The organism is Sagittula sp. S175, assembly GCF_049800975.1.
In the GTDB taxonomy this organism is placed as follows: Bacteria; Pseudomonadota; Alphaproteobacteria; order Rhodobacterales; family Rhodobacteraceae; genus Sagittula.
Genome location: NZ_JBNAGB010000008.1, coordinates 1 through 22,905, shown reverse-complemented (window position 1 = coordinate 22,905; position 22,905 = coordinate 1). Strand labels below are relative to the sequence as shown.

General features: G+C 66.7%; 25 protein-coding genes and 1 tRNA gene. 7 read left to right on the top strand and 19 right to left on the bottom strand.

Features of this window, described 5'->3' with window-relative positions; all coding sequences use genetic code 11:
- Position 1: 1 nt before the first annotated feature.
- Both hisN and ACP16H_RS11800 read right to left on the bottom strand, forming a co-directional pair.
- Positions 2-808: a histidinol-phosphatase gene (gene hisN, locus ACP16H_RS11805; RefSeq protein WP_425072497.1), complete on the bottom strand. Its 807-nt coding sequence runs from the start codon at positions 806-808 to the stop codon at positions 2-4.
- A gap of 49 nt (positions 809-857) precedes the next feature.
- Entirely contained in the window at positions 858-1,229 is a 372-nt protein-coding gene (locus tag ACP16H_RS11800) for a helix-turn-helix domain-containing protein (RefSeq protein ID WP_425072496.1), read from the bottom strand.
- Positions 1,230-1,519: 290 nt separating this feature from the next.
- On the opposite strand from ACP16H_RS11800, the gene ACP16H_RS11795 reads away from it, so the two are divergent.
- Positions 1,520-2,488: an NADPH:quinone oxidoreductase family protein gene (locus ACP16H_RS11795; protein ID WP_425072495.1), complete on the top strand. Its 969-nt coding sequence runs from the start codon at positions 1,520-1,522 to the stop codon at positions 2,486-2,488.
- A 273-nt stretch (positions 2,489-2,761) separates the two neighbouring features.
- Here the strand turns inward: ACP16H_RS11795 and ACP16H_RS11790 are convergent, their stop codons facing one another.
- From ACP16H_RS11790 to rpoH, 3 genes are all read right to left on the bottom strand, one after another.
- Positions 2,762-3,736, bottom strand: a complete 975-nt coding sequence (locus ACP16H_RS11790) for a Gfo/Idh/MocA family protein (RefSeq protein ID WP_425072494.1) — start codon at positions 3,734-3,736, stop codon at positions 2,762-2,764.
- Between the two features lie 107 nt (positions 3,737-3,843).
- A complete protein-coding gene (locus ACP16H_RS11785; protein WP_425072493.1) occupies positions 3,844-6,216 on the bottom strand; it encodes an Ig-like domain-containing protein in 2,373 nt (790 codons plus the stop codon).
- A gap of 337 nt (positions 6,217-6,553) precedes the next feature.
- A complete protein-coding gene (rpoH, locus tag ACP16H_RS11780) occupies positions 6,554-7,450 on the bottom strand; it encodes an RNA polymerase sigma factor RpoH (protein WP_425072492.1) in 897 nt (298 codons plus the stop codon).
- 291 nt (positions 7,451-7,741) lie between these two features.
- Between rpoH and ACP16H_RS11775 the strand changes: the two genes are divergently transcribed.
- The gene (locus ACP16H_RS11775; protein ID WP_425072491.1) at positions 7,742-8,398 is read left to right on the top strand and encodes a DUF4386 domain-containing protein; all 657 of its coding nucleotides are present in this window, start codon (positions 7,742-7,744) and stop codon (positions 8,396-8,398) included.
- 119 nt (positions 8,399-8,517) lie between these two features.
- Here the strand turns inward: ACP16H_RS11775 and ACP16H_RS11770 are convergent, their stop codons facing one another.
- On the bottom strand, positions 8,518-9,540 hold the full coding sequence (locus ACP16H_RS11770) for an RluA family pseudouridine synthase (protein WP_425072490.1): 1,023 nt from the start codon (positions 9,538-9,540) through the stop codon (positions 8,518-8,520).
- Between ACP16H_RS11770 and ACP16H_RS11765 the strand changes: the two genes are divergently transcribed.
- Positions 9,539-9,859 carry a DUF6476 family protein gene (locus ACP16H_RS11765; RefSeq protein ID WP_425072489.1) on the top strand — a complete coding sequence of 107 codons (321 nt, stop codon included), beginning with the start codon at positions 9,539-9,541 and terminating at the stop codon, positions 9,857-9,859. The two genes, ACP16H_RS11770 and ACP16H_RS11765, sit on opposite strands and share 2 nt — an antisense overlap.
- Before the next feature lie 102 nt (positions 9,860-9,961).
- Here ACP16H_RS11765 and ACP16H_RS11760 read toward each other — a convergent pair whose 3' ends face one another.
- Together ACP16H_RS11760 and ACP16H_RS11755 are read right to left on the bottom strand one after the other, a co-directional pair.
- Positions 9,962-11,254 carry an HNH endonuclease gene (locus ACP16H_RS11760; protein WP_425072488.1) on the bottom strand — a complete coding sequence of 431 codons (1,293 nt, stop codon included), beginning with the start codon at positions 11,252-11,254 and terminating at the stop codon, positions 9,962-9,964.
- A 133-nt stretch (positions 11,255-11,387) separates the two neighbouring features.
- Positions 11,388-12,803 carry a pyridoxal phosphate-dependent decarboxylase family protein gene (locus ACP16H_RS11755; protein ID WP_425072487.1) on the bottom strand — a complete coding sequence of 472 codons (1,416 nt, stop codon included), beginning with the start codon at positions 12,801-12,803 and terminating at the stop codon, positions 11,388-11,390.
- Between the two features lie 222 nt (positions 12,804-13,025).
- Here ACP16H_RS11755 and ACP16H_RS11750 point away from each other — a divergent pair, with 222 nt between their 5' ends.
- Positions 13,026-13,568, top strand: a complete 543-nt coding sequence (locus tag ACP16H_RS11750) for a peroxiredoxin (protein WP_425072486.1) — start codon at positions 13,026-13,028, stop codon at positions 13,566-13,568.
- A gap of 189 nt (positions 13,569-13,757) precedes the next feature.
- Here the strand turns inward: ACP16H_RS11750 and ACP16H_RS11745 are convergent, their stop codons facing one another.
- From ACP16H_RS11745 to ACP16H_RS11710, 8 genes are all read right to left on the bottom strand, one after another.
- On the bottom strand, positions 13,758-14,594 hold the full coding sequence (locus ACP16H_RS11745; RefSeq protein ID WP_425072485.1) for an extensin family protein: 837 nt from the start codon (positions 14,592-14,594) through the stop codon (positions 13,758-13,760).
- Positions 14,591-15,541, bottom strand: a complete 951-nt coding sequence (locus ACP16H_RS11740) for a L,D-transpeptidase family protein (protein WP_425072484.1) — start codon at positions 15,539-15,541, stop codon at positions 14,591-14,593. The genes ACP16H_RS11745 and ACP16H_RS11740 overlap by 4 nt, the downstream gene beginning before the upstream one ends.
- Positions 15,542-15,594: 53 nt before the next feature.
- Positions 15,595-15,927, bottom strand: a complete 333-nt coding sequence (locus tag ACP16H_RS11735; RefSeq protein WP_425072483.1) for an antifreeze protein — start codon at positions 15,925-15,927, stop codon at positions 15,595-15,597.
- Between the two features lie 365 nt (positions 15,928-16,292).
- Positions 16,293-16,880, bottom strand: a complete 588-nt coding sequence (locus ACP16H_RS11730) for a L,D-transpeptidase (RefSeq protein WP_425072482.1) — start codon at positions 16,878-16,880, stop codon at positions 16,293-16,295.
- A 209-nt stretch (positions 16,881-17,089) separates the two neighbouring features.
- On the bottom strand, positions 17,090-17,812 hold the full coding sequence (locus ACP16H_RS11725; RefSeq protein ID WP_425072481.1) for an STAS/SEC14 domain-containing protein: 723 nt from the start codon (positions 17,810-17,812) through the stop codon (positions 17,090-17,092).
- A gap of 93 nt (positions 17,813-17,905) precedes the next feature.
- A complete protein-coding gene (locus ACP16H_RS11720) occupies positions 17,906-18,565 on the bottom strand; it encodes a glutathione S-transferase family protein (protein ID WP_425072480.1) in 660 nt (219 codons plus the stop codon).
- On the bottom strand, positions 18,562-19,023 hold the full coding sequence (locus ACP16H_RS11715; RefSeq protein ID WP_425072479.1) for an SRPBCC domain-containing protein: 462 nt from the start codon (positions 19,021-19,023) through the stop codon (positions 18,562-18,564). The genes ACP16H_RS11720 and ACP16H_RS11715 overlap by 4 nt, the downstream gene beginning before the upstream one ends.
- Positions 19,020-19,358, bottom strand: a complete 339-nt coding sequence (locus ACP16H_RS11710) for an ArsR/SmtB family transcription factor (protein WP_425072478.1) — start codon at positions 19,356-19,358, stop codon at positions 19,020-19,022. The genes ACP16H_RS11715 and ACP16H_RS11710 overlap by 4 nt, the downstream gene beginning before the upstream one ends.
- Positions 19,359-19,643: 285 nt before the next feature.
- On the opposite strand from ACP16H_RS11710, the gene ACP16H_RS11705 reads away from it, so the two are divergent.
- Both ACP16H_RS11705 and feoB read left to right on the top strand, forming a co-directional pair.
- Positions 19,644-19,925 (top strand): FeoA family protein, encoded by a 282-nt coding sequence (locus tag ACP16H_RS11705; protein WP_425072477.1) that lies wholly within the window; start codon positions 19,644-19,646, stop codon positions 19,923-19,925.
- On the top strand, positions 19,922-21,805 hold the full coding sequence (gene feoB / locus ACP16H_RS11700; RefSeq protein ID WP_425072476.1) for a ferrous iron transporter B: 1,884 nt from the start codon (positions 19,922-19,924) through the stop codon (positions 21,803-21,805). Before ACP16H_RS11705 ends, feoB begins: the two co-directional genes overlap by 4 nt.
- 88 nt (positions 21,806-21,893) lie before the next feature.
- Here feoB and ACP16H_RS11695 read toward each other — a convergent pair.
- The 3 genes from ACP16H_RS11695 to ACP16H_RS11685 all read right to left on the bottom strand — a co-directional run bounded on the left by ACP16H_RS11695 (position 21,894) and on the right by ACP16H_RS11685 (position 22,520).
- A tRNA-His gene (locus ACP16H_RS11695) sits at positions 21,894-21,970 on the bottom strand.
- Between the two features lie 58 nt (positions 21,971-22,028).
- Positions 22,029-22,328, bottom strand: a complete 300-nt coding sequence (locus tag ACP16H_RS11690) for a GNAT family N-acetyltransferase (RefSeq protein WP_425072728.1) — start codon at positions 22,326-22,328, stop codon at positions 22,029-22,031.
- A gap of 15 nt (positions 22,329-22,343) precedes the next feature.
- Entirely contained in the window at positions 22,344-22,520 is a 177-nt protein-coding gene (locus tag ACP16H_RS11685; protein ID WP_425072475.1) for a hypothetical protein, read from the bottom strand.
- A 77-nt stretch (positions 22,521-22,597) separates the two neighbouring features.
- Here ACP16H_RS11685 and ACP16H_RS11680 point away from each other — a divergent pair, with 77 nt between their 5' ends.
- Complete coding sequence (locus ACP16H_RS11680) at positions 22,598-22,801, top strand: DUF6324 family protein (protein WP_425072474.1); 204 nt, start codon at positions 22,598-22,600, stop codon at positions 22,799-22,801.
- Positions 22,802-22,905 lie beyond the last annotated feature (104 nt).

The following is a 22,905-nucleotide window of genomic DNA, read 5'->3' as shown; positions in this document are numbered from 1 at the left end:
CTCAGAACCCCTTCAGGATCTCCAAAGCCTGCGCATGCAGCGTCGCATTCGCCGCCGCCACAGCGCGCCCGCCGCCATGCACCGGCCCGCCCTGCCAGTCGGTCACGATACCGCCCGCCGCCTCGATCACCGCGATGGGCGCCTGGATGTCATAGGCGTTCAGCCCCGCCTCGATCACCAAATCGATCTGCCCCGCCGCCAGCAGCGCATAGGCGTAACAATCCATGCCATAGCGCACCAGCTTCACCCGGTCGCGCACGGCCTCGAACCCGGCGCGCTCCTGCGCGGACCCAACTTCGGGGAAGGTGGTAAACAGGATCGCCTCATCCAGCCCGGCGGTGGTGCGCGTCACGCAGGACGCCTGACCGCGCGGCCCATGCCATTCGGCCCGGCCAAAGCCGCCGATAAACCGTTCGCCAGTATAGGGTTGGTCGATGATCCCGAACCTTGGTCCGGTCTCGTCCGAGGCGGCGATCAGCACCCCCCAGGTCGGCGTGCCCGACAGGAAACCGCGTGTCCCGTCGATCGGATCCAGCACCCAGGTCAGCCCGCTGGTGCCGTCGCTCTTGCCGTATTCCTCGCCAAAGATGGCGTCGTCCGGTCGGCGCTCTGCCAGAACCGCGCGCATGGCGCGCTCTGCTGCCGTATCCGCTGCGGTGACCGGGTCGAACCCGGTCGCCAGCTTGTTCTCGGCGGATAACCCGGCCTGACGGAAAAATGGCAGGACTTCTGCCCTCGCCGCATCCGCAAGTGCGTGTGCCGTGCCGATCAATTCCTCGGCCAGGGTATCACTGATGTCCAACGTCATGCCTCCGCGTTGCCGGTCCGTACCCGGCTAACGCGAAGACCGCGTCGGCTCAAGCCACGTCGGACAGAACGCGCGCCAGTTCGAACAGGCGACGGCGCTGGTTTTCCGGGATGGCGTAGTAGGACCGCACCAGGTCCAGCGCTTCCTTGTCGCCCAGGATATCCGCCGGAACGCTGTCCGAGGACTGCGCCTCTGCGTTGTCGGACTCGATCCCTTCGAAGAAGAAGGACACCGGCACTTCCAGTGCATCGGCAATATCCCACAGACGGGACGCGCTCACGCGGTTGGCACCGGTTTCGTACTTCTGGATCTGCTGGAACTTGATCCCAACCTTTTCGGCCAGCTGCTGCTGGGTCATACCGACCAGCCAGCGACGGTGCCGGATACGTTTGCCAACATGAACGTCAACGGGATGCGCCATCTTAGTGTCTTCCTGTTCTATGGGGTGTGACCCGATGAGAGACCCGGTTATCTTTAGTGACCGCCCGAACCCAGCCTCATCCTGCACGTGTATGGCCTGATGTGCTACATCAAAACGGTCCCAAAAATCAAGACACGCAACCGCCTAATAATGGTAAACGCAAGGAGGTTTCAACACAAAGTTGAAAAAATTGCGGGATTGTTGATGTGTGGCTGTACGAGCGCCATTGTATCCGCCGAAGGCTCGCCACAATCGGATTTGGGGCGAGCGCAAAAGGATAGGAGGCACCTATGCGAGCGTACGTTATGTCAACCCCGGATTCCCGTCCAAGTTTATCGGATGTGGCGGTCCCGACACCACGTAAGGGTGAGATTCGCGTCCGAATCGCCACCTGTGGGCTGAATTTTGCCGACCTGTTGATGATAAAAGGCACCTACCAGGACACGCCCCCCACCCCGTTCACGCTCGGAATGGAGGTCGCAGGGGTGGTTGATTCGCTCGGAGATGGCGTCGAAGGCTTCGCTCCCGGCGACCGCGTGGCGGTCTTCGGCGGACAGGGCGGACTGGCCGACTACGGCTGTTTCGACGCCATCCGCGCTGTCAAACTGCCCGACAGCATGTCCTGGACCGACGCCGCCGCCTTCCAGATCGCCTATGGCACCAGCCACGTCGCGCTGGACCACCGCGCGCGCATGCAACCGGGGGAAACGCTGCTGGTGCTCGGGGCAGCGGGCGGCGTGGGCCTGACCGCCGTCGAGATCGGCAAGCTCATGGGCGCGACGGTCATCGCCTGCGCCCGCGGTGCGGACAAGCTCGAAGCCGCCAAAGCCGCCGGTGCCGACCACCTGATCGACGCCACCACCCAGGACATCCGCGCCGAGGTAAAGGCCCTCGGCGGGGCCGACGTGGTCTATGACCCGGTCGGCGGCGAACAGTGGGAGGCCGCCTTCCGCGCCTGCAAACCCGAGGCCCGGCTGATCCCCATCGGCTTCGCCTCCGGCGACGTGCCGCAGGTCAAATCCAACCACCTTCTGGTGAAAAACCTCTCGGTTCTCGGGGTTTACTGGGGCGGCTACCTGCAATTCCGCCCCGAGGTTCTGACCGGCTCACTCGCCACCCTCATGCAGTGGCACGCCGAGGGCCGGCTGAAACCGCATGTCTCGAACACCTACCCGCTGGAAGAGGCCGACAAGGGCCTCGAGATGCTCCGCACCCGCAAGAGCACTGGCAAGGTCGTCATCACCATCGCCGACCTCTGAGGCCCGGCAACCATCGCCCTCCGAAGGCCGGGCCCGAACCAGGGGCCCGGACCAGGGCCTAGACTAGGGGCCAGATCAGGGCCCGGACACCAAGGGCCAGACCAGGGGCCAGACCGCCCCCAGCCTCGGCCCGGCCCCTGCTTCTTCTTGGTCCAAATACCTCCGGGGGTCGGGGGGGGGGGGGGGCAGCGCCCCCCGCCGCGCACGGCAGGAGAAGACCGCCGCGTCAGGACACCTCGCCCCGTCCCCCCGCCCGGGCATGACGGACGGGTCTCACCCCCGATCCGCCGCCCAGATCATGTCGATCATCTCCTGCGTCCCCTTCGAAAACTCCAGCGGACAGGAATAGGCCGCGCCATCCAGCACCGCCGCGTTGAAGGCCTCCACCTGCAACACGTAGTGGTTGGCGGCCGGGAACCGCCAGCGCCGCACCTCAAGGTCCGCGCCCTGCACCTCGACCGAGGCCTCGCCATAGACGCCCGCGTTGAACGGCGCTGCCAGCCGCATCACGCCACCCTCGCCGTGGAACACCACTTCCTGGAACGGTGCCATGCGCATGCTGACCACGCCGGTGTAATGGAACGACGGAAAGCGCGCGGTGATATGCGACCACACATCCACGCCGTTCTCGCGCTCGATCTCGGTGGACAGGATCGCCTCGGGCTCCTCGCCGGTGACAAACCGCACCGTGCCATAGGCATAGACCCCGATATCCGGGATCGCACCGCCGCCCGTCTCGGGCCGGTTGCGGATATTCCCGCCATCGGCGCGATTGTCATAGGAGAACGCCACCGAGACCCGGCGCAGCTTCCCGATCGCCCCCGCCTCGTACAGCGCCTTGGCCTTGGCCCATTGCGGGTGATGCACCACCATGTAGGCCTCCGCTGCCACCAGCCCGCGCGCATCCCGCGCCGCGATCACCGGATCGAAGGCCGCTGCCTCCATGGCCAGAGGCTTCTCCACCAGCACATGCTTGCCCGCCTCCAGCGCCTTCAGCGCCCAGTCCACATGCAGGTGGTTGGGCAAGGGCACATAGACCGCATCCACCTCCGGGTCGGCCAGCAGGTCTTCGTAAGACAGATGCACCGTCAACCCCGGCGCCAAGGCCGCGAACGGCGCGGCCTTCTCCGCCGAAGATGTCGCCAAAGCCGCCAGCCGCCCCCGCCGCCCGGCGTTCAGCGCAGGCCCCATATGCTCGCGCGCGAACTTCGCCGCGCCCAGAATGCCCCATCTCACGTGATCTGCCATAGCCGTGCCTCCCTCGGTTTCCCGACCGATGTTAGCGCACGCACCCCGGACCACAACCCGCCGCCCGGGCCTCCCCGGACGGCGGCGTCATTTCACGTCAAACCACCTCAGGCAAACAGCACGTCCGACCCGTCCGTGCCCTCGATCACCGTCGCTGCCACGCGGGTCTCGTCGACCAGACCGTCGTTGTCGGTGTCGAAGCCTGCCGTGACCTCGACCATCGTCGCCGCGCCAAGGTAGTGGTCCAGCCCCAACAACTGCGTGTCAAAGCTGTAGTCGCCACCGCCCAGCGCCGTCAGGTCACCGACGCCCAGACCGGTATCCACCCCGTTCACCGTCACGGCAAAGCTCAGCAGGTCTGCCGGGAAGATCGCGCTGTCGCCGAACACATCGCCCAGCTCCGCCGCCGTGCCGACGACCTCGGACCCGCCGGTGTTGTCCAGCGTATCCAGCGTCGCTGTCGAGATACCGCCACCAAAGCCCACCGCCGTGATCTCCACACCATAGGTGCCCCACAGCGCGTCGCGCTCGTCCAGATAGGCGGTCGAGGGGTTCAGCCCGCCGCCCGCAGGACGCGTCGGCTGCCCGTCCGAGGCAAAGAACATGAAGTTGTCCTCCCCCTCCGTCCCGTCAAAGAAGGTCAGCGCCTCCTGCAGGGCCGCCTCGTAATTCGTCCAGCCGCCAAGGAAGCTCGCCAGCGGCGAGGTCCCCGTGGTCACATCGTCCAGCCCCGTGTCATACAGGTCGTAAATCGCCCCCACGGCATTGGTCGAGAACTGGACCAGCTGCACGTTCACCTGGGCCGCCGACCCGCTGTAATCCACGCGCAGCTGGTCGATGGCATTCTGCACCGCCGCCAGTTGCTCGGCAAATTCCGCCGCTGTCAGCGACCCGGAGCCATCCAGCAAAAACGACAGGTTCACCGTCTGGCTGACCGACCCCGACGCGATTCCGACACTCAGGAAGGAACTGTCGTTGAACGTCCGGTCCTCCGTCGACACCGTCAGGCTCAGGCTCTGCCCGTTGGGCGCGGCGCCGGTATCCGTCGCGGTCTCGATCCTCGGGTCGATCACATAGGCCGTGACGGTGGCCGCGTTGCTGGTCGCCCCCTCGCTGTCCGCCACGGTGTAGACCATGACATCCGCCACCGAGTCATCGACGTTGTCCGGCGCCATGGCATCGGCGTCATAGGTCATCACGCCCCCAGTGACCGAGGCCGCCCCCGCCGCAGCCGCGCCCAGCGCCACCGACGCCGGGTCCAGCGCCGAATCCACGTCGCTGTCATTGGCCAGCAGGTCCAGCATCGCCGTGTCGCCCGCCTCGACGAAGACCGTGTCCGCCATCGCCACCGGCGCATCGTTCACGCCGTTGATGGTCACCGTCAGCACCGCCGTATCCGTGCCGCCCGCGCCATCATCGACCGTATAGCCGACCGACACGGTGTCACTGTCGCCGGTCCCGAGATCCTCGAACCCGCCTGCCGGATCGACGCTGTAGCTGCCATCCGCGTTGATCGTCACCATTGCCGTCCGGCCCCCGGCGCTCGTCACCGCAAAGGGCACGCCCACGCCGCCCGCCGTCGCGCTGACCACCAGAACGGCGCTGTCCACATCCGTGTCATTGGCCAGCACATTGCCCGTGACCGCGCTGTCCTCGTCGGTCACACCGGCATCGTCGACCGCCACCGGCGCGTCGTTCACTCCCTCGATCACGACGGTCCACTCGGCACTGTCCATGCCGCCCGCCCCGTCGCTCACCGCGTAAGTCAGGGTGAAGCCATCGCTGTCGCCGACGCCCAGATCCTCGAACCCGCCCATCGGGTCGACGCTGTAGCTGCCATCGGCGTTCACCGTCACGCTCGCGACCCGTCCGCCATCCGTCACCACCGCAAAGGCCGCGCCCAGCGCGCCGCCCTCGATCGCCGTGACGGTCAGCACGTCGCCGTCACCGTCCGTATCGTTGTCCAGCAGGTTGCCCGCGAGGACCGTGTCCTCGTCCGTCACCGTCACATCGTCCACCGCATCCGGCGCGTAGCCGATGGTCGTCACCGACTTGCCGCCCACGCTGGTGGTGCGCAGGCCAAAGTCCATGCCCCCGATCATGTCCAGCGACAGGTCACCGTCCGCGGTCAGGACAAAGCTCGTCTCGGTCACCATGTCGTGCTTCTTGCCCGGCGTGCCAAAGCGGACACCGGCATCATAGGGCGCCTGCCCCTTGCCGTTCATGTTCGCGCCCTGCCCAAGGTCGCGCACCGCGCCCTCGTCAAAGGCCTGCCCGGTCACATCCGCGCCGCTGGCCGACAAGCCATCGGGCAGGTCGCTGCCCGCCATGTTCCAGAACAACCCGCGCATGTCGATCGGAGTGCCGTCCTGCGCCGTCAGGGTGAATTGCAGCGCGGTCACTCCGCCGACGTCGATCTCCTCCACTTGGACGATCACGTCCGAAGCCCCGGCAAGGGTAAAAGTCAGGCTACGTGTCATGGCACGCTCCTCCCAAATATCGTTTCAAGAATGTCCCGGCCCGCAAAGGCACCAAAATGAAGTCTCAATACCAACAAGCCCGGTAATGCGGACCGAAAGCAGGCAAAACGCCCAAGCGAACCTTACCACGGCGTTAACCAGGAGTCGGCAACGATTTTGCGTCACACCCCGGATGCGCGGCGCAAGGCCGGGCGGCCCGAAACCGCGCGCGCCCTCGGACACGTAAAAACCCCCGCCGGATCTCTCCGACGGGGGCCAGGCCCGTGCCTTTGAACGTGTGAGGGAAGTCTTGGGCTCCGGGTCTGTCCGGAACCGGCCGCTCAACCGATCCCGTGTCTCAGGCAGATGTAAGCATGCCCTGGTCTTTTGCCAATTCACGCATCCGTTTCTGCAGTTTCTCGAAGGCGCGCACCTCGATCTGACGGATACGCTCGCGGCTGACGTCATACTGGGCGGACAGGTCCTCCAGCGTGATCGATTCCTCCGACAGGCGACGCTGCGTGAGAATATCTTTCTCGCGGTCGTTCAGAACGTCCATCGCCTGCACCAGCAGGGCCCGGCGCGCCTCCATCTCGTCACGCTCGGCGTAATCGCCCGCCTGATCGGCGTCCTCGTCCTCCAGCCAGTCCTGCCACTGCATGGTCCCTTCGCCTTCGGAGCCGACCGTCGCGTTCAGCGACGCATCGCCCCCGGACAGGCGCCGGTTCATGCTGATGACCTCGTCCTCGGACACGCCCAGATCGGTGGCGATTTTCTGCACATGCTCGGGCCGCAGATCACCGTCCTCCAGCGCGCCGATGCGGGCCTTGGCCTTGCGCAGGTTGAAGAACAGCTTCTTCTGCGCCGAGGTCGTGCCCAGCTTCACCAGCGACCACGACCGCAGGATATACTCCTGGATCGAGGCGCGGATCCACCACATCGCATAGGTCGCCAGGCGAAAGCCCTTCTCCGGGTCGAACCGCTTCACCGCCTGCATCAGGCCAACGTTCGCCTCGGAGATCACCTCCGCCTGCGGCAGGCCGTAGCCGCGATAGCCCATGGCGATCTTCGCCGCGAGCCGCAGGTGCGACGTGACCATCTTGTGCGCGGCGGCGCTGTCCTCGTCCTCGACCCAGCGCTTCGCCAGCATGTATTCTTCTTCGGGCTCCAGAAGCGGGAACTTCCGGATTTCCGACAGGTACCGGCTCAGACCGGCTTCCGGCGAGGGGGCCGGGAGATTTGCATAGTTGCTCATGCCTGTCCCTTTCTCATGTCATGTAACATGGCTTAACATCCAGATGGGAAGCCGATGTCGTGGTTTCAAGATGCTTAACATCCAAACGTTGCGCGGAGGTTAAGGTTTCCTTTACGCCTCGGCAGCCCGAAAGCACCCACTGTCATACGCTATCACGTACACGTGCTTGGGTTCCGTCGCTCGCACCGCAAAATCATGCGTTTTTGCATGAAAAAGATGCGAAATCTGCGAATACCCATACCGAAACCGTTGACATACCCTCCGATCAACTGTCCTGACCGGAGATACACCATGCCAGCCGCCGCACATATCGCAGAAAATATAACCCACTCCGCGCATTCACGCACAGATACTGCCCGCCTCGCGGGAGGTCTCTATCTCGTGATCATCGTTACAGGCCTCACCGCCGAACTCGCTCTGCGCGGCCCGGCCCTCGTCGACGGCCTCACGCCCGCCGACATCCCGGCCCTACGCCACAGCATGCTGGCCGACGTTGTCATGATCCTTGCCGACATCGCGCTGGCGGTGGCCTTCTACCAGTTCCTGCAGCCCGTCCACGCAACCCGCGCCCTCGCCGCCATGATCTTCCGCCTGCTGCAAGCCAGCCTGATCGGCACCAGCCTCATCCTGCTCTCCGCCGTTCCCGCCCTGATCGAGTCCAACCCGGCCCTGGCCGCAACCCTCGCGCAAATGCACGCCAGCGGCTACGACATCGGCCTCATCCTCTTCGGCGTGAACAGCCTGCTCATGGCCAGCCTGCTGCGCGCCACGGCCATCCCGCGCGCCCTGCCGCCAATGCTCGCCGCCTCCGGCCTCGTCTACATCACGGGCGGCCTCACCCGCCTCGCCGCGCCCCACTGGACCACGACACTGGAGCCTGCCTACCTGCTCTGCATCGTGACCGAGACCGCCCTCGCCCTCTGGCTCCTCACCCGCGCCCGCCTCTGAACATCGCGCCGCGCCCCTGCCTTCATCTTGATACAAATACCCTCGGGGGTTTGGGGGCAGCGCCCCCAACGCGCCCGGAACGGGCGCGCCGGTCGCCCTGGTGCAGCCAGGGCGAAACCCTACCCCCGCAACGCCTCCAGCAACCGCGCCATATCCTCGGGCAAGGGCGCCTCGAACAACATTTCCTCCCCGGTGCCGGGATGTTCAAAGCCCAGCTCCGCCGCGTGCAACGCCTGCCGGTCAAAGGCGTCCGCGACCGCGAACCCCTCCTCCGACAAGGCACTCTCCTTCAACCGACGCCGCCCACCATAGGTCTGATCGCCGACCAGCGCGTGCCCGGCATGGGCCATATGCACCCGGATCTGATGCGTCCGCCCCGTCTCCAGCCGGCATTCCACCAGCGTCAGGCAGGGCGGCTCACCAAAGACCTCCAGCATCCGCGCATGGGTGATCGCGTGCCGCCCCTGCCCGTCAAAGAACACCGCCTGCTTCTGCCGGTCCGTCCTGTGCCGCGCCAAACCGGAGGTGATCGTGATCTCGCCCCCGGGCGCGGCCGAGACCCCCTTCGTCCCCATCAGCCGCGGGTCACCCACATCCGGCACGCCGTGTACCAGCGCCAGGTAGGCCCGCCGCGCCGTGTGCTTCTCGAACTGCTTGGCCAACCCGTGATGCGCCCGGTCCGACTTGGCCACCACCAGCAAACCGCTGGTGTCCTTGTCGATCCGATGCACGATCCCGGGCCGCTTCTCGCCCCCCACGCCCGACAGGTTCCCGCCAAAGTGATGCAACAACGCGTTCACCAGCGTCCCCGAGGGCGACCCCGGCGCCGGATGCACCACCATGCTCGCGGGCTTGTTCACCACGATCAGGTCGTCGTCCTCGTAAACCACGTCCAAAGGAATATCCTGCGGCAGGACATCGTAATCCTCCGCCTCCGGCACATCGATCCAGATCTCGTCGCCCTCGGCCACCTTCGCCTTGGCATCGCTCAGGACCTCGCCCCCGCGCGTCACCGCCCCCTCGGCGATCAGCTTCGCCAGCCGTGTCCGCGACAGGGACGCTTCCTCTGGCACATCGCGCGCCAGCGCCTTATCAAGACGCGGCGGCGGGTTGGCCGTGATGATGACGCAAAGGCGATCCATGGTGTCTCCTGACAACGGTCCTGATCCTGAAACCGAGCAGCCATTCGTGCAACCGCGCGGCCTGCGCATCCTGCAAGCGATGGTCACGCTGCTCATGGTGGTGATGATGGCCGGGATCGTCGGGATCTTCGGCCTGATCTGGCACCGCTATAGCAAGGCGCAGGCCCCGCTGCCAGAGGTCATCACCCTGCCGTCGGGCGAGAAGGCCACCGCCTACACGCAGGGCACCGACTGGTACGCCGTGGTGACGGAAAGCGACCAGATCCTGATCTTCGACCGCGCGACAGGCAAACTGCGCAAGACCCTCAGCCTCGACTGAGCCCCACGGCGCGCGCCACCGCACATCCTTCGACCGAAGGATGTGCCCGCGCCAAGAGCTTTCGACGAAAGCTCTTGGCCGCAACACGCCAGCGCAGCGCCCCTACATCAGCCCTTCATCGCCGGGATCGAAGTGGAACGGCGCCTCGTCCTTGTCCTTCTTGCGCACCTTCAGCTTCTTGCGGCTCTGGATCGGCACCGTTGTACGCTTGCCCAGAATATCCGACAGGTCCTCCTCTCCCGGATAGAGAAACTCCAGCGCGTCCTCGCGCGTGTGCTCATGGCCCACCTGCACGTCGCGCCGCGTCGTCTTGCTCATGGCGCGCAACATCAATGTATTGCGCCTGTCCATCGCCTCCGACATCTGCCGCGCATCCAGATACTCTTCGACCCCCGGCAACCCTTGGGTCTTGCGCTTGCGGATCAGCGAATGCAGCTTCTCGGCGGTCAGCGGATGCTTGCCCTTGCTCCGGTTGCAATGCGAACACAGAGGCATGAAATTGTCGACGTCGTTCATGGTCCTGGCCGAGATCTCCTTCGTGGCGCTGCGCCCCACGGCCTTCACGTGATCGATGTCGAAACTCTGCTTGTTGAAAATCCCGAAGCACAGGAAGCACACCCGCCGGTCCCTCTCTTCGGTCGGCAGGTCGGGCGGTTGCTGCGACTGGTAAACGGTCAGGAAGCCGGCCTGCAGCGAGGGGTGCTTGATGATGTCCGCAATGGCGGTATTGATCTGGCGGCGAATATACACCGGACTGTCGGTTGCGTGTGTCTCCAGCCGGTCGGCCATGGTCAGCGGCTCGTTGCCGTGCCGCAGCATCCAGCCGGTCGGCGCGTGTTTCGCCGCGCGGCGGATCGCCTTCATGGTTTCGATGCTTGCGTTGACCTTCGCCTCCGCGGCCGCCAGGGGCGTGCCGAGGCGCCGCAACCTCGCCAATGTCTGCTTCGCGGCGTCAAAAGGCCTCGCGCGGCCAAAGCGCATGTCACGAACCCTGTCGGGCAAGCCGTCGCTCTTGGCCCGGTTGCACTTGCCGCAGGCCAGCACAAGGTTTTCCGGGTCTTCGAAATGCGCACGCCACGGTGGTGTCCCATGCGAACCGAAAGACCGCGTCAGGGCAGCGCTGTCGAGGTACAGCTTGTACCGGACATACAGCAGGTACGGGATCAGGTGGTCCAGCTGCAGCGACCTGCGGTCCTTGGTCTTGCCGCAGAAGATGCAGATCGCGCTCGACTGCGGATGGTGCACCGAGGGCGCGCGCGGCATTGCGGCCAGCAGGAAATCCCTCTGCCGTTCGCGGTGCTCATGGGCCGGAAAAGCTTCAAGATGGCGGTCGACCGCATCCTGATCCGGCGGCGTAAAGCTACACAAAGCGTCACAAAGCAAATGTCCTTCCATCGGCGCACCTCGCAAGCGGCAGATGTTTCAATCTGCACAGCATGCACCCTGAATAGACACCCTGACAAGAGATTCCCGCAATCCGTGCGCGCCGCAGCCCCCTTTGCGCCGCGCAGCAGACACGCCGCCCCGGTCAGCCGCCGGCTCTGCGTGCCGACAGCTCCGCGATCACCTCCACCGCCATCATCACGTCCTCGCGGGTGCAGTCGAACTGCCCGACGGCAAAGCGCACCACCTTGCGCCCGCGATGCAGGCCTTGCGTGACGTAAATCCGCCCATCCGCGTTGATCGCATCCACCAGCGCCTGCTGCGCCGCATCGTCTCCCGGCCCGCGGAAGGTGAACAGCGACAGGATCGGCTCCGTCACGATCTCAAAGCCGCGCGCCCGCAGACCCTCGCAGACCTCGCCCGCCCAGGCCACATGGTTGCGCAGCCGCCCCCGCAGCCCCTCCAGCCCGTAATACCGCAACAGGAACCACAGCTTCAGCGCCCGGAACCGCCGCCCCAGCGGGATCGTCCATTCCGAGTAATTCACCACCGGAGACGCCCCCGACGTGACCGTGGTCTTCAGATACTCCGGCTCGATCTTCAGCGTGTCGACCTGCTGCTTCGGGTCCTTCAAAAACTGCACCGAACAATCGAACTGCGCCCCCAGCCACTTGTGCGGGTTGAAGACGATGGAGTCGCACATCTCCACCCCGCGCCACATCTCGGCGCGGATCTCCGGGCAGATCATCGCCGACCCGGCCCAGGCCGCATCGCAATGCAGGTACAGCCCCTCGTCGGCGGCCACCTGGCCCACCGCTGCCAGATCGTCCCAGGCCCCGATCCCGGTGCCCCCGGTCACGGCAATGACCCCGGCAGGCACATGCCCCGCCGCCCGATCCGCCGCGATCGCCGCCCGCAGCGCCGCAACATCCACGCCGTAGGCAGGCGCACCCGTATCCGGCAGCTTCACCAGGTTCTCCTGCCCGATGCCGGCCACCCAGCAGGCCCGGTCGATCGACGAATGCGCCTGAGCCGAACAATAGACCCGCAGCGCCCCCTTGCCGGACAAGCCCTCCCGGTTCCCCGTCCAACCCGTCGCCCGCTCGCGCATGGTCAACACCGCCGACAAGGTGGCCGAGGACGCCGAATCCTGCACCACCCCCGACCAGCCCTCCGGCAGACCCATGGCCTGCCGCAGCCAGTCCACCATGACGCCCTCCATCTCGGTCGCCACCGGCGAGGTCTGCCACAACATGCACTGAGGCGCCATCACGCTCACCAGCATCTCGGCCAGCATCGACACCGGCGCGGCATTGGCCGGGAAATAGGCAAAGAAGCGCGGATGCTGCCAATGGGTCAGCCGATCCGGCACGACGTGCAGGAAATCGGCCCAGATCGCCTCCATCCCCTCGCCCGCCTCGGGCGGTGCCGCCGCCAGCAGCGCCGCCGCCTCCCCGGGCTGCACATCCGGCCGCACCGGACGGTCGCGCAAACCCCGGTGATAGTCCGCGCCAAACTCCGCCGCCTTCGCGCCCCAACGCTCGAACTCATCCCACTCCATGTCCGCCTCCGCGCGCCACAACACTTAACACGTTAAGCGTTCTGCCAATCCCCGGCAACCCCCTTCTCGACGCCCTCCAATGCCGCAATGCAGCGCGAAAATTCACCTTTCGCCACAACCGCATGACACGCATACCCGCTATGCGCAGCGCGCGCATTGACGCGCCGCAGCGAGCCGCGCACTCAGGACCCTGAAACACATCCAAGCGACAGGAGACCGACCATGAAAGCCGGAACCAAGCTTCCCGCCGTCACCTTCCACACGCGCGTGCGCGACGACAGCATCGAAGGCCCGAACCCCTTCCGCTGGCAGGACAGGACCACCGCGGATTACTTCGCGGGCAAGCGCGTCATCCTCTTCTCGCTGCCGGGCGCCTTCACCCCCACCTGCTCCACCTACCAGCTGCCGGGCTTCGAAAACGGCTTCGCCGACTTCCAGAAGCGCGGCATCGACGCCATCTACTGCCTGTCGGTCAACGACAGCTTCGTGATGAACCAATGGGCCAAGGCGCAGGGCATCGAGAACGTGCAGGTCATCCCGGACGGCGCGGGCGAGTTCTCCCGCCGCATGGGCATGCTTGTGCGCAAGGACAACCTCGGCTTCGGCCTGCGCTCCTGGCGCTACGCCGCCATCGTCAACGACGGCGTGATCGAAGCCTGGTTCGAAGAGCCCGGCCTCATGGACAACTGCCACGAGGACCCCTACGGCGAATCCTCCCCGGAAAATCTGCTGGCTTACCTCGATCAGGCCATCGCGGCGGAATGATCCGCCGCGCCTGATGCGCCAGTTGAAACACCAAAGGCCCCACCACCCGGCGGGGCCTTTCTCATATTCCCCAGCCTGCTCTCCCGGCCCACAAACAAGGCGCGCCCGCCCCCCTTCTTTGGTTTCCCAAATACCCTCGGGGTCCGGGGCAGAGCCCCGGCGACCCACGCAGCAACACCCACCGCAAACCTACTCTTGCGCCCCCGGCCCCTGCTCGCACAACCGATACCCGCTTGACCGGGCGATGATGTCCAGATGCAGGTGGTCCTCATGCGTCGCATTCGACCCCGGCCCCAGCACCGTCGTGAACTCCATGCAGGCCGAGGCCCGCACAGCGTCCTGGAAGGCCTCCGCCATGGTCCCTTCCGCCTCGCGCGGCTGCACCGGGATCGGCGGCCCCTCGGCGAACTCGAACCCCATCACGTCGAAGGCATTGCCAAAGGCATGTTCCGACAGCTTGCCATCCGGCAGATTGTTGCGCCGCCGACAGACATAGCCCGAGCCATTGCGGATCGCCCGCAGCGCGCCGCGATCCTCCATCCGCGCCGCCGCGGGCAGGACGAAATCCTTCACCCACAGCGCCATCGCTTCCGCCGTCTCGCATCGGACGACGGCGGGCGGGGCGATCTCCACCCCCGGCGCGATCTCCGTCACGGCAACAGGCCGCAGGATACCGCAATCACGGTCATCCTCGGGAATGATCGGTGCAGGCTCGGAATAAACCACGCCCAAGCCGTCCAGAACTGCCAGACAGGCGGCATGATCCGCCCGTGACATGTTCAGCTGCTCGCGCATTCCCGGCACCTCGGCCAAGGCATCGGACACCGCTTCCTCAGCCTCGCCAGTCTGCTCGGCCTCGCCAGCCTGCTCACCCGCGCCAGTCTGCTCACCCGGCCCGGAGTCCTCAGCCCCCGCCTCCGGATGCCCCTCCGGTCGCCCCTCTGGCCTGACCGACACCTCGGGCGCCCCCTGCGCCCAGACGCCGCCCGCCACGCCAACAGCCGCCAGCACCCAAAGCCATCTCACTCGACAAACTCCACCGCCACGCCCTGCGACACCATATGCGCCAGTTCCTCCACGTCCCAGTTGGCGAAGCGCACGCAACCGTGGCTCTGGTGGATGAACAGCTTGGCGGGCGTGTCGGTGCCATGCAGCCCGTAGGTGGGCTTCGACAGGTCGATCCAGACCGTCCCCACCGGGCCGTTTGGCCCCGGCGGCAGCGTCAGCGCCTCCTTGACCCCATCGGCCTCGAAATTCACCTCCGGGTTGTAGCTGTAGGTCGGGTCCATGGCGACCGCCGTCACCTCCACCGCCCCGGACGGCGAGGGCGTCTCGTCCGACCCGATCGCCACCGGGTAATTGGCGATGATCGCATCCGAGCCGTCGTAGACCACCGCCCGCTGCGCGCCCTTGCGGATCTCGATCCGCGCGGCCTCGCCCTCCAGCGGCGCGCCGGGGTCGGCCACCATCAGCGTCTCGCCCTCGACGAACTGCGCGTCCGGGTTCAACGCCTTCAGCACGTCCTCGTCCATGTGAAACCGCTCCGCGAGCCGTTCGGACACCCGCGTATAGCCCAACTCCGCCATCTCGGATTTCTCGCGCACATTGTCGGGAATGCTCTCCGTCAGGCCCGAAACATCCTCTGCCGTGACGACATACTCCGCCAGCACCGGCGCCGCCCCGTCGCGCGCCAGCTTGGCCCAGACCTCGGCATCCATGATACCGTCCACCGGCAAGCCCGCCTGCTCTTCGAAGCCGCGCAAGGCACTCTCGCTCATGCCGCCCTTGTAGCCGTCGATCACCCCCGGAGAGACCCCAGCCCGATCCAGCAGCACCTGCACCGTCAGGGTCAGCCCCGACTGGCCATCCGGCAGCGCGCCGCCGTCATAGGTGGCCTGCAAAACCTCGTCGGCGGTCAGGGACAAGGCCGGTCCGGCCACCAGCAAAGGCAGGGCAAGAAAGGAAAAACGCATGGGGAAGTCTCCGTATCGTGGTCGCTTCCCAACGCCATGGCCCCCCGTTCGGTTCACCGCCGCCGCAACGCCTTCCCCCGCCCCGCCGCGCGGGTCAGCCGTTTTGCATTGGCGCTGGCCTTGGCCTCGATGGGCTTCATCGCCTCCGCCATGGCCACGGCATAGCCCTTGTTCCCGGCCAAAGCCCGCATCGCCATCTCGCCCGACCGCGCAAAGGCCGAAGGCTTCTCCAGCACCATCCGGCTGAACTCCACCGGGCGCATGATGCCGAGGGCCATCTGCGCCACCCGCACCTGGATCACCACCCCCGCCGAAGCCATCATCCGCGCGCCCGTCAGCACCACGCTCTGCCACTGATTGGCCGCCGTCATCATTTCAAGGAACATCCGCGCATCTCCTGCCGTTGCCCAGACCAACGGCCCCGCCCCCGAAGGGTTCCGCCGCAACGCAGCAATTCCGATGACGCCTAGCCGAAACGGACCGATTGGAGGCCGCAGCCGGGACGCACTGGCAACGCCACGCCCCTGCCTGAGGATGCGTCGCCGGGAAACGCCCGCCGCCACCCCATGCGCCCGGACGCCCGTCCTCGCCGCCGAAGCACCTCCGGATCACCATCATCGCATCCGATGCGCTGATGCCTGCCTGCCATCCTTGAAAACATAGAGCCATACCGTTGCCCCCATCACAGACCACAAGACACCCGACACGGCCCGCCAGACGGCCCGTGCAGCGCGCGCCTGCCTGCTCGGTCTCAGGCGGTCGTGACCTTGGGGTGCAGCGTGACGCGTGTGCCCACCGGCACGCGTTCGTACAGATCCTTGACGTGCTCGTTGGTGAGTCGCGCACAGCCGTTCGACACTGCGCTGCCGATGGTCGAAGGCGCGTTGGTGCCGTGAATCCGCAGGTAGGTGTCCCGCCCCGCGTCGTCGTAAAGGTACAGCGCCCGCGCGCCCAGCGGGTTGTTCGGCCCGCCCTTCATGCCATCCTTGTACTTGGCGTACTGGCCGGGATCGCGCCGGATCATCGCGGGCGTCGGCCGCCACCATGGCCACTCCGCCTTGCGGGCCACGGTGAACACGCCCGGCTCGTACAGCCCCTTGCGACCGACCCCGACCCCATAGCGATAGGCGGCCCCGGCTTCGTACATCAGGTAAAGATAGAATTCGTCCGGCACGACATGGATTTCCCCGGGCAGCCAGTCGGTCCGCCCGGTGTTCACGATGGTCGGGTTGAAGCGTTCAGGCAGGGTGACCTGATGGGCAAAGGCCGGCGCGGCAAGGGCAGCGGTGCCGATGGAGGCCAGTCCGCAGAGCACCCCCCGGCGAGTCAGATGTGTCATGGCAGTCCTTTCTGATGCTGCCAGCGTCCCGCGCGCCCTGCTCACTTGGGAGTCACTTCGCCGTGACCGCGGGCAACGCGGCGACACAAGTCACCTCAAAGCCACGCTTTCTGCAACCGCGACGCGCTTTCCGCAACGTCACATCGCCCGGCAAACCCGCCACGCATCCGCTCGCACGCCGCCCCGGGCCACAGCCCGGGCCAAATCCCTCACGCCTTCAGCCAGACCTTCGCCGCCTCGATGCGCGCGGCCTCAAAGAACTCCGCCTCGACGCCCAGCACCTCGCGGCCCACGCGCACCGCCAGCTTCTGCCACCCGGCATCGCCGACGATCGCCGCCTTCACCAGCGCGCCCTTGTGATCGCGCACCAGCCGGAAATGCTGCGCCAGCGCGCCCAGCCCCTGCCAGCCGTCGAACTCCCGCAGGTCCAGCAACAGCCGGAACCCGTCATGCGCGCGGACAAAGGCGTCGATGCCCTCCGCCGCCCCGGCATAGGCCTCGGCGTCCAGCTTGCCCAGCAACCCGATCCGCAAGGCCCCGCCGCCCAGGTCCTCCTGGTGGATCGCCCCCAGCGACTCCCGCAGCCAGCGCCGCGCCGCGTCCTCTTCTCCGGGCGCAAAGATCGCCACCGGGCAGGGATACAGCACCGAGAACCCCCGGATCACCATATTCAACCGCTTCGACCCGCTCACCAGCGCGACCCGCTCGAACCCGGACCAGTGCTTCAGCCCGGTGCGTGCGTCGTCCACCAGCGCCTCCAGTTCGTAACCCTCGAAATCCTCCAGGATCACCAGCACGCGCACCCGCTCATGCGCCTCGATGGCCGCCTCGAGGGCGGGCACCAGCACATCCTCGTAGTCGTCATCGGTGATCTTGCCGCCAAAGCGGACCTCCATGGGCGTCACGCCCCTCGGTGTCATCAGTTCGATCATGACGCACCTCCTTTCCCCCTGAACATGGGGACGCCGACACCGCCCCGCCATGATCCGCGTCAAACCCGCGCCGCGTCGGCCATTTCCAGCCGCTCACCCGAGGTCGGGATCCGCCAGCCCCTTCACCGGGAAATACGGCCGGAAGAACCGCCCGCCGTCCACCGTCGCCGCCACCGACGGGCGCGCCAGCAACCGCCGCCGATAGGCCCTCAGCGCCTGACAGCCCTCCGGAATCGGCTCCACCCAATGCGCGTAGAACAGCGCCGGAGCCGCCGCGCAATCGGCCATCCCAAAGGCCCCCGCCGCCCAGTCCCGGCCCGCCATCCGGTCCTCGAACCAGACATAGGCCGCCTGTATCTTCTCGCGGATCGCCGCCATCCCAACGGGATCACGCTCCGCCTCGGGCCGCAGCGCGTCCAGCACCAGCCGCCCCACCGGCGCCATCAGGTAGTCGTCGAACAGCGCATCCATCTGCCGCGCTTCCAGCGCAGCCGCCCCCGCAGGCACCATGGGCGCCGCCTCGCCCAGACCGTCAAGGTACTCGATGATGACCGCGCTTTCGACCAGCACCACCTCGCCATGCAGCAACGCCGGGAACTGCGCCCCTGGCCCCGCCGCGCGGCAAAACGCCTGATGCTCCGGCTGCGTCGGATCGACCGTCCGGTCCTCCCAGTCTAACCCCCGCTCCCGCGCCGCGATATAGACCTTCCAGCAATGGCTGGAGAACGGATGCCCGTAAATGACCAGAGTCACGCCAACCGCTCCCAGCCGAACACCTGCTCGATCGCATCATACTGCAGGGCCGTGCCGTGTTCGCGTCCCGCCGTGCCGTCCTGCCCGTCAAGGAACACGATCTGCTCCGTATAGGCGACACGCGTGCCCGCGCCCTCCGGCAGCAACGACAAGGACCCCAGCGTCACCGAGGTATGCGCCCCGTCCGACCACAGGTCGTAGACATAGACCAGCCGAGACGGCGCCTCGATCGCGTGATAGCGCGCCACGAAACGCGACAGCCGCCCGTTGGCAAAGCGCGCCTCCAGCACATCCTCGCCGCCCTCGCGGAAATCCACCCGCCGCTCGCGCTCGTCCCAGTCGTCCGGCCCCTTGAACCAACGCGCCTTCAGCGCCGGGTCGGCCCATGCGTTGAACACCACCTCCGGCGCGGCCTTCCACACCCGCCGAAGGGTGAACGTCCCGTGATACAGCATCATCCGTCCTCTCCCGAAGTCTCTCCAAGCATCTCGCCCAGGGCGTCGAACCGGTCTTCCCACAGCTCGCGTCTTTGCCGCAGCCAACCTTCGACCCGCGCCACGGCCTCGCGCGACAGGCGGCATTCCCGGACCCGCCCGCGCTTTTCCGTCACCACCAGCCCGCTCGCCTCCAGCACGCTGACATGCTGGTGGATGGCCGACAGGCTCATATCAAACGGCTCCGCAAGCGCGCTGACCGAGGCAGGCCCACGCGACAACCTGTCGACCATCGCCCGCCGCGTTGCATCCGCCAGCGCGTGAAACGCCCGGTCCATCTGTTCCGAATACTCAACCATTGACTAAAGTGTTGCGCCGTTTCTCCCAGACAGTCAAGCAATCGCTAAAGTATCTCCCGACCGTCCGGCCTCAACGACCTATCAACCACCGCTGCCCCACCCTGCCCGCGCATGTTCCGCCCCCTCCGGCGCACCGGCATATGCACCGGCGAAAATCGACGCATGGAATTCCTGACCTAATTGATCTGGATCAATGAAACCGCTATCACCTGAGTGAAAAAGTCGGAAACGACCCGCCAAGGACAGCGCCCCCGGCGCAGGCCCCCACCGCAGGAAAGGCCACCCATGAACATGCAGACCCTCGACGCGCTCGACCGCTCCACCACGCTGGGACAGGCCCGCAAGGGCTTCCGCGGTCGCCTCGTCTGCATCCTGCCGACCTCGGGCAGTTCGCGCCTCGCCCCCGAGGAAATGGAACGCCGCCTGCTGGAAATGGGCTTCATCGAGGGCGCCGAGGTCGAGGTCCTGCACGAAGGCCCCTTTGGCCGTGATCCCATGGCCGTCCGCGTCGGCCACGCCACCGTGGCCCTGCGCCGCCGCGACGCATCGGTGCTGCTCGTCGAATGACCGACCCCGCAACCGCACCACGCCCCGAGGCGGCTCCGGCCCCCTCGGTTGCTCTCGTCGGCGCGCCGAACTGTGGCAAGACCTCGCTGTTCAACGCGCTCACCGGGGCAAACCAAAGGGTCGGCAACTATTCCGGCGTCACCGTCGAACGCAAGATCGGCACCGCCGTCACGCCCACCGGCCAGCGCCTGACCGTCATCGACCTGCCCGGCACCCATTCCCTGCGCGCCCGCAGCCCGGACGAAGAAGTCACCCGCGACGTCATCCTGGGCGCGCGCGCCGACACGCAGCCCGACCTGCTGATGGTGGTGGCCGACGCCACGCACCTGCGCCCCGGCCTGCGCCTCGCCCAAGAGGTCAAGCGCTGCGGCCTGCCCGTTGTGTTGGTGCTTAACATGATCGACATCGCCCGCGCGCGGGGAGTGACCATCGATCTCGCGGCGCTCTCGGCCCGGATCGGCCTGCCCGTCGTCGCCTCCACCGCCGTGCGCAAGGCCGGGATGGCCGACCTCTGGGCGCTGCTCGACAAGACGCTGAGCGCCGGCATCCCGCCGCGTGGCCCGGTCGAATGGGATCACCCCTCCGCCGCCGACCTGCGCGACGCCCTGCGCGAGGCCGACCGCATCATCGCCCAGGCCGTGCACATCCCGCCGCCGCCACGCACATGGACCGCGCGCATCGACGCCCTCGTGCTGCACCCGGTGCTTGGCCCGGTGATCCTGCTGGCGATCCTCTTCGCCATGTTCCAGGCGGTCTTTGCCGGGGCCGCGCCGATCATGGACGCGATCACCGCCCTGTTCGACGCCATCGCCAACGCCCTCACCGCGACCCTGCCCGACGGGCTGCTGCAAAGCTTCCTCGTCGACGGGGTCATCGCGGGCGTGGGCGGCGTGGTGATCTTCCTGCCGCAAATCGTCATCCTGTTCGCCTTCATCCTCGCGCTCGAGGATCTGGGCTACATGTCCCGCGCCGCCTTCCTGATGGACCGCGTCATGGGCCACGCGGGCCTGCACGGCCGCGCCTTCATCCCGCTGCTGTCCAGCTTTGCCTGCGCGATTCCAGGCATCATGGCGGCGCGCGTCATCGACGACCGCAAGGACCGCCTGACCACGATCCTCATCGCGCCGCTGATGACCTGCTCGGCGCGGATCCCGGTCTATACCTTGCTGATCGGCGCCTTCATCCCGGCGCGACAGGTTGCCCCCGGCATCGGGCTACAGGGGCTGGTCATGTTCGGCCTCTACGCCGCAGGCATCCTCGGCGGGCTGGCGGTGGCCTGGACCATCCGCATGCTCTTTCGCCGCCACGAGATCGCGGCGCCCCTGATGCTCGACCTTCCCGACTACAAGCTCCCGCGCCCCAAGGGCCTGCTGCTCGGCCTCTGGCAGCGCGCCTGGGCCTTCCTGCGCCGCGCGGGCACGATCATCTTTGCGGCCACGGTGGTGATCTGGTTGCTCTCGACCTTCCCGCTGCCGCCCGCCGATGCCACGGAACCGGCCATCGCCTACAGCGCCGCCGCGTGGATCGGCCAACTGATCCAACCGCTCGTCGCGCCGCTTGGCTTCACCTGGGAAATCAGCGTCGCCCTCGTCCCCGGCATGGCCGCGCGCGAAGTCGTCGTGGCCGCCCTCGGCACCGTCTACGCGCTGCAATCGGACGCCGACGTGGCGCAGGTCATCGCAAGCCAATGGCCCCTCGCCACGGCCCTGTCCCTGCTGGCCTGGTTTGTCTTTGCGCCACAGTGCCTCTCCACCCTCGCCGTCATCCGGCGCGAGACCGGCCGCGCGCTCTGGATGTGGGTCGCCGTCACCTACATGTTCGCGCTGGCCTACATCGCGGCCTTCCTGACCTACCAGATCGCCAGCACCCTCGGCGCCTGACCGGCCACCGGACAAACCCGCGAAAACCACAAAAGGCCCCATCCGGGGCCCTCGACAAAGTCTTTCGAGACATCATACTGAAAGAGAGTGGTACCACCTCCCCGGCTCGAACGGGGGACCTCCTGATCCACAATCAGGCGCTCTAACCAACTGAGCTAAGGCGGCACTGGCGGCGATTTACAAACTGCGCCGCGGGATTGCAAGCCGTTACATCGGAATTTTTTCACTCCGCCGGGAACAAGTCAAGCTCCCAGCCCTGCTCCACCACCGGCACGCCGAAACTGACCTTCGGTTCGCTGCGCACCAGCTGCCAGCCGGTCGCCTTGTACAGGGCGCAGGCGGCGCGGTGGCTCTCGTGCGTCCACAGCTCCATCCGCCGATAGCCCGCCGCCCGCGCGAATCCCGTGCACTCGGACAACAGCCGCCTGCCCAGCCCCTTGCCCCGCGCCTCGGGCACCAGGAAGAACAGCCGCAGCTTCGCCACCTCCGGCGCGCCGCCCCTGACGCAGAACACCGACCCCAGCCGCTGCCCGTCCTCTCAGGCGATGAAGGACCGCTCGCAGGCCGGGTCATGCCCCGCCGCGAAGCCTTCGAGAATCTCCCGCACCAAGGCGCCGAAACTGGCGTCGAACCCCTCGTCGCGGGCGTAGTCCAGCGCATGGCGGTCCACAAGCCAGTCCAGATCCCCCGGCGCCATCTGCCTGATCGTGATCATCCGCCCTCCGCTTGCAAAACCCTGTCGCCCCGGATACCCCTGCAGGCCATATCCCCGCAAGCATCGGACCAATCGCCATGGGCATCAACGACGAACAGGACATCGAGGCCAACCTGCAAATCGGCCCCACCGACCAAGGCATGGTGCGGCTGTTCATCTTTGCGGGCGACCTGGAAATCCCGATGGACTTCGACCCCGAGGAAGCCGACGACATCGCCGAGGAACTCCGCGCCGCCGCCGAAACCGCGCGCAACATGTCCCAGGGCAAGAAAAAGCGCTGACCGAATTCGCCTGCCTGCGGCAGGTGACCCGTTCGAGGTATGTCGCCCGCCTGCGGCAAGCGCCCGTCTGAGGTTTTTCGCTTGCCTGCGGCAAGCGACCGGCG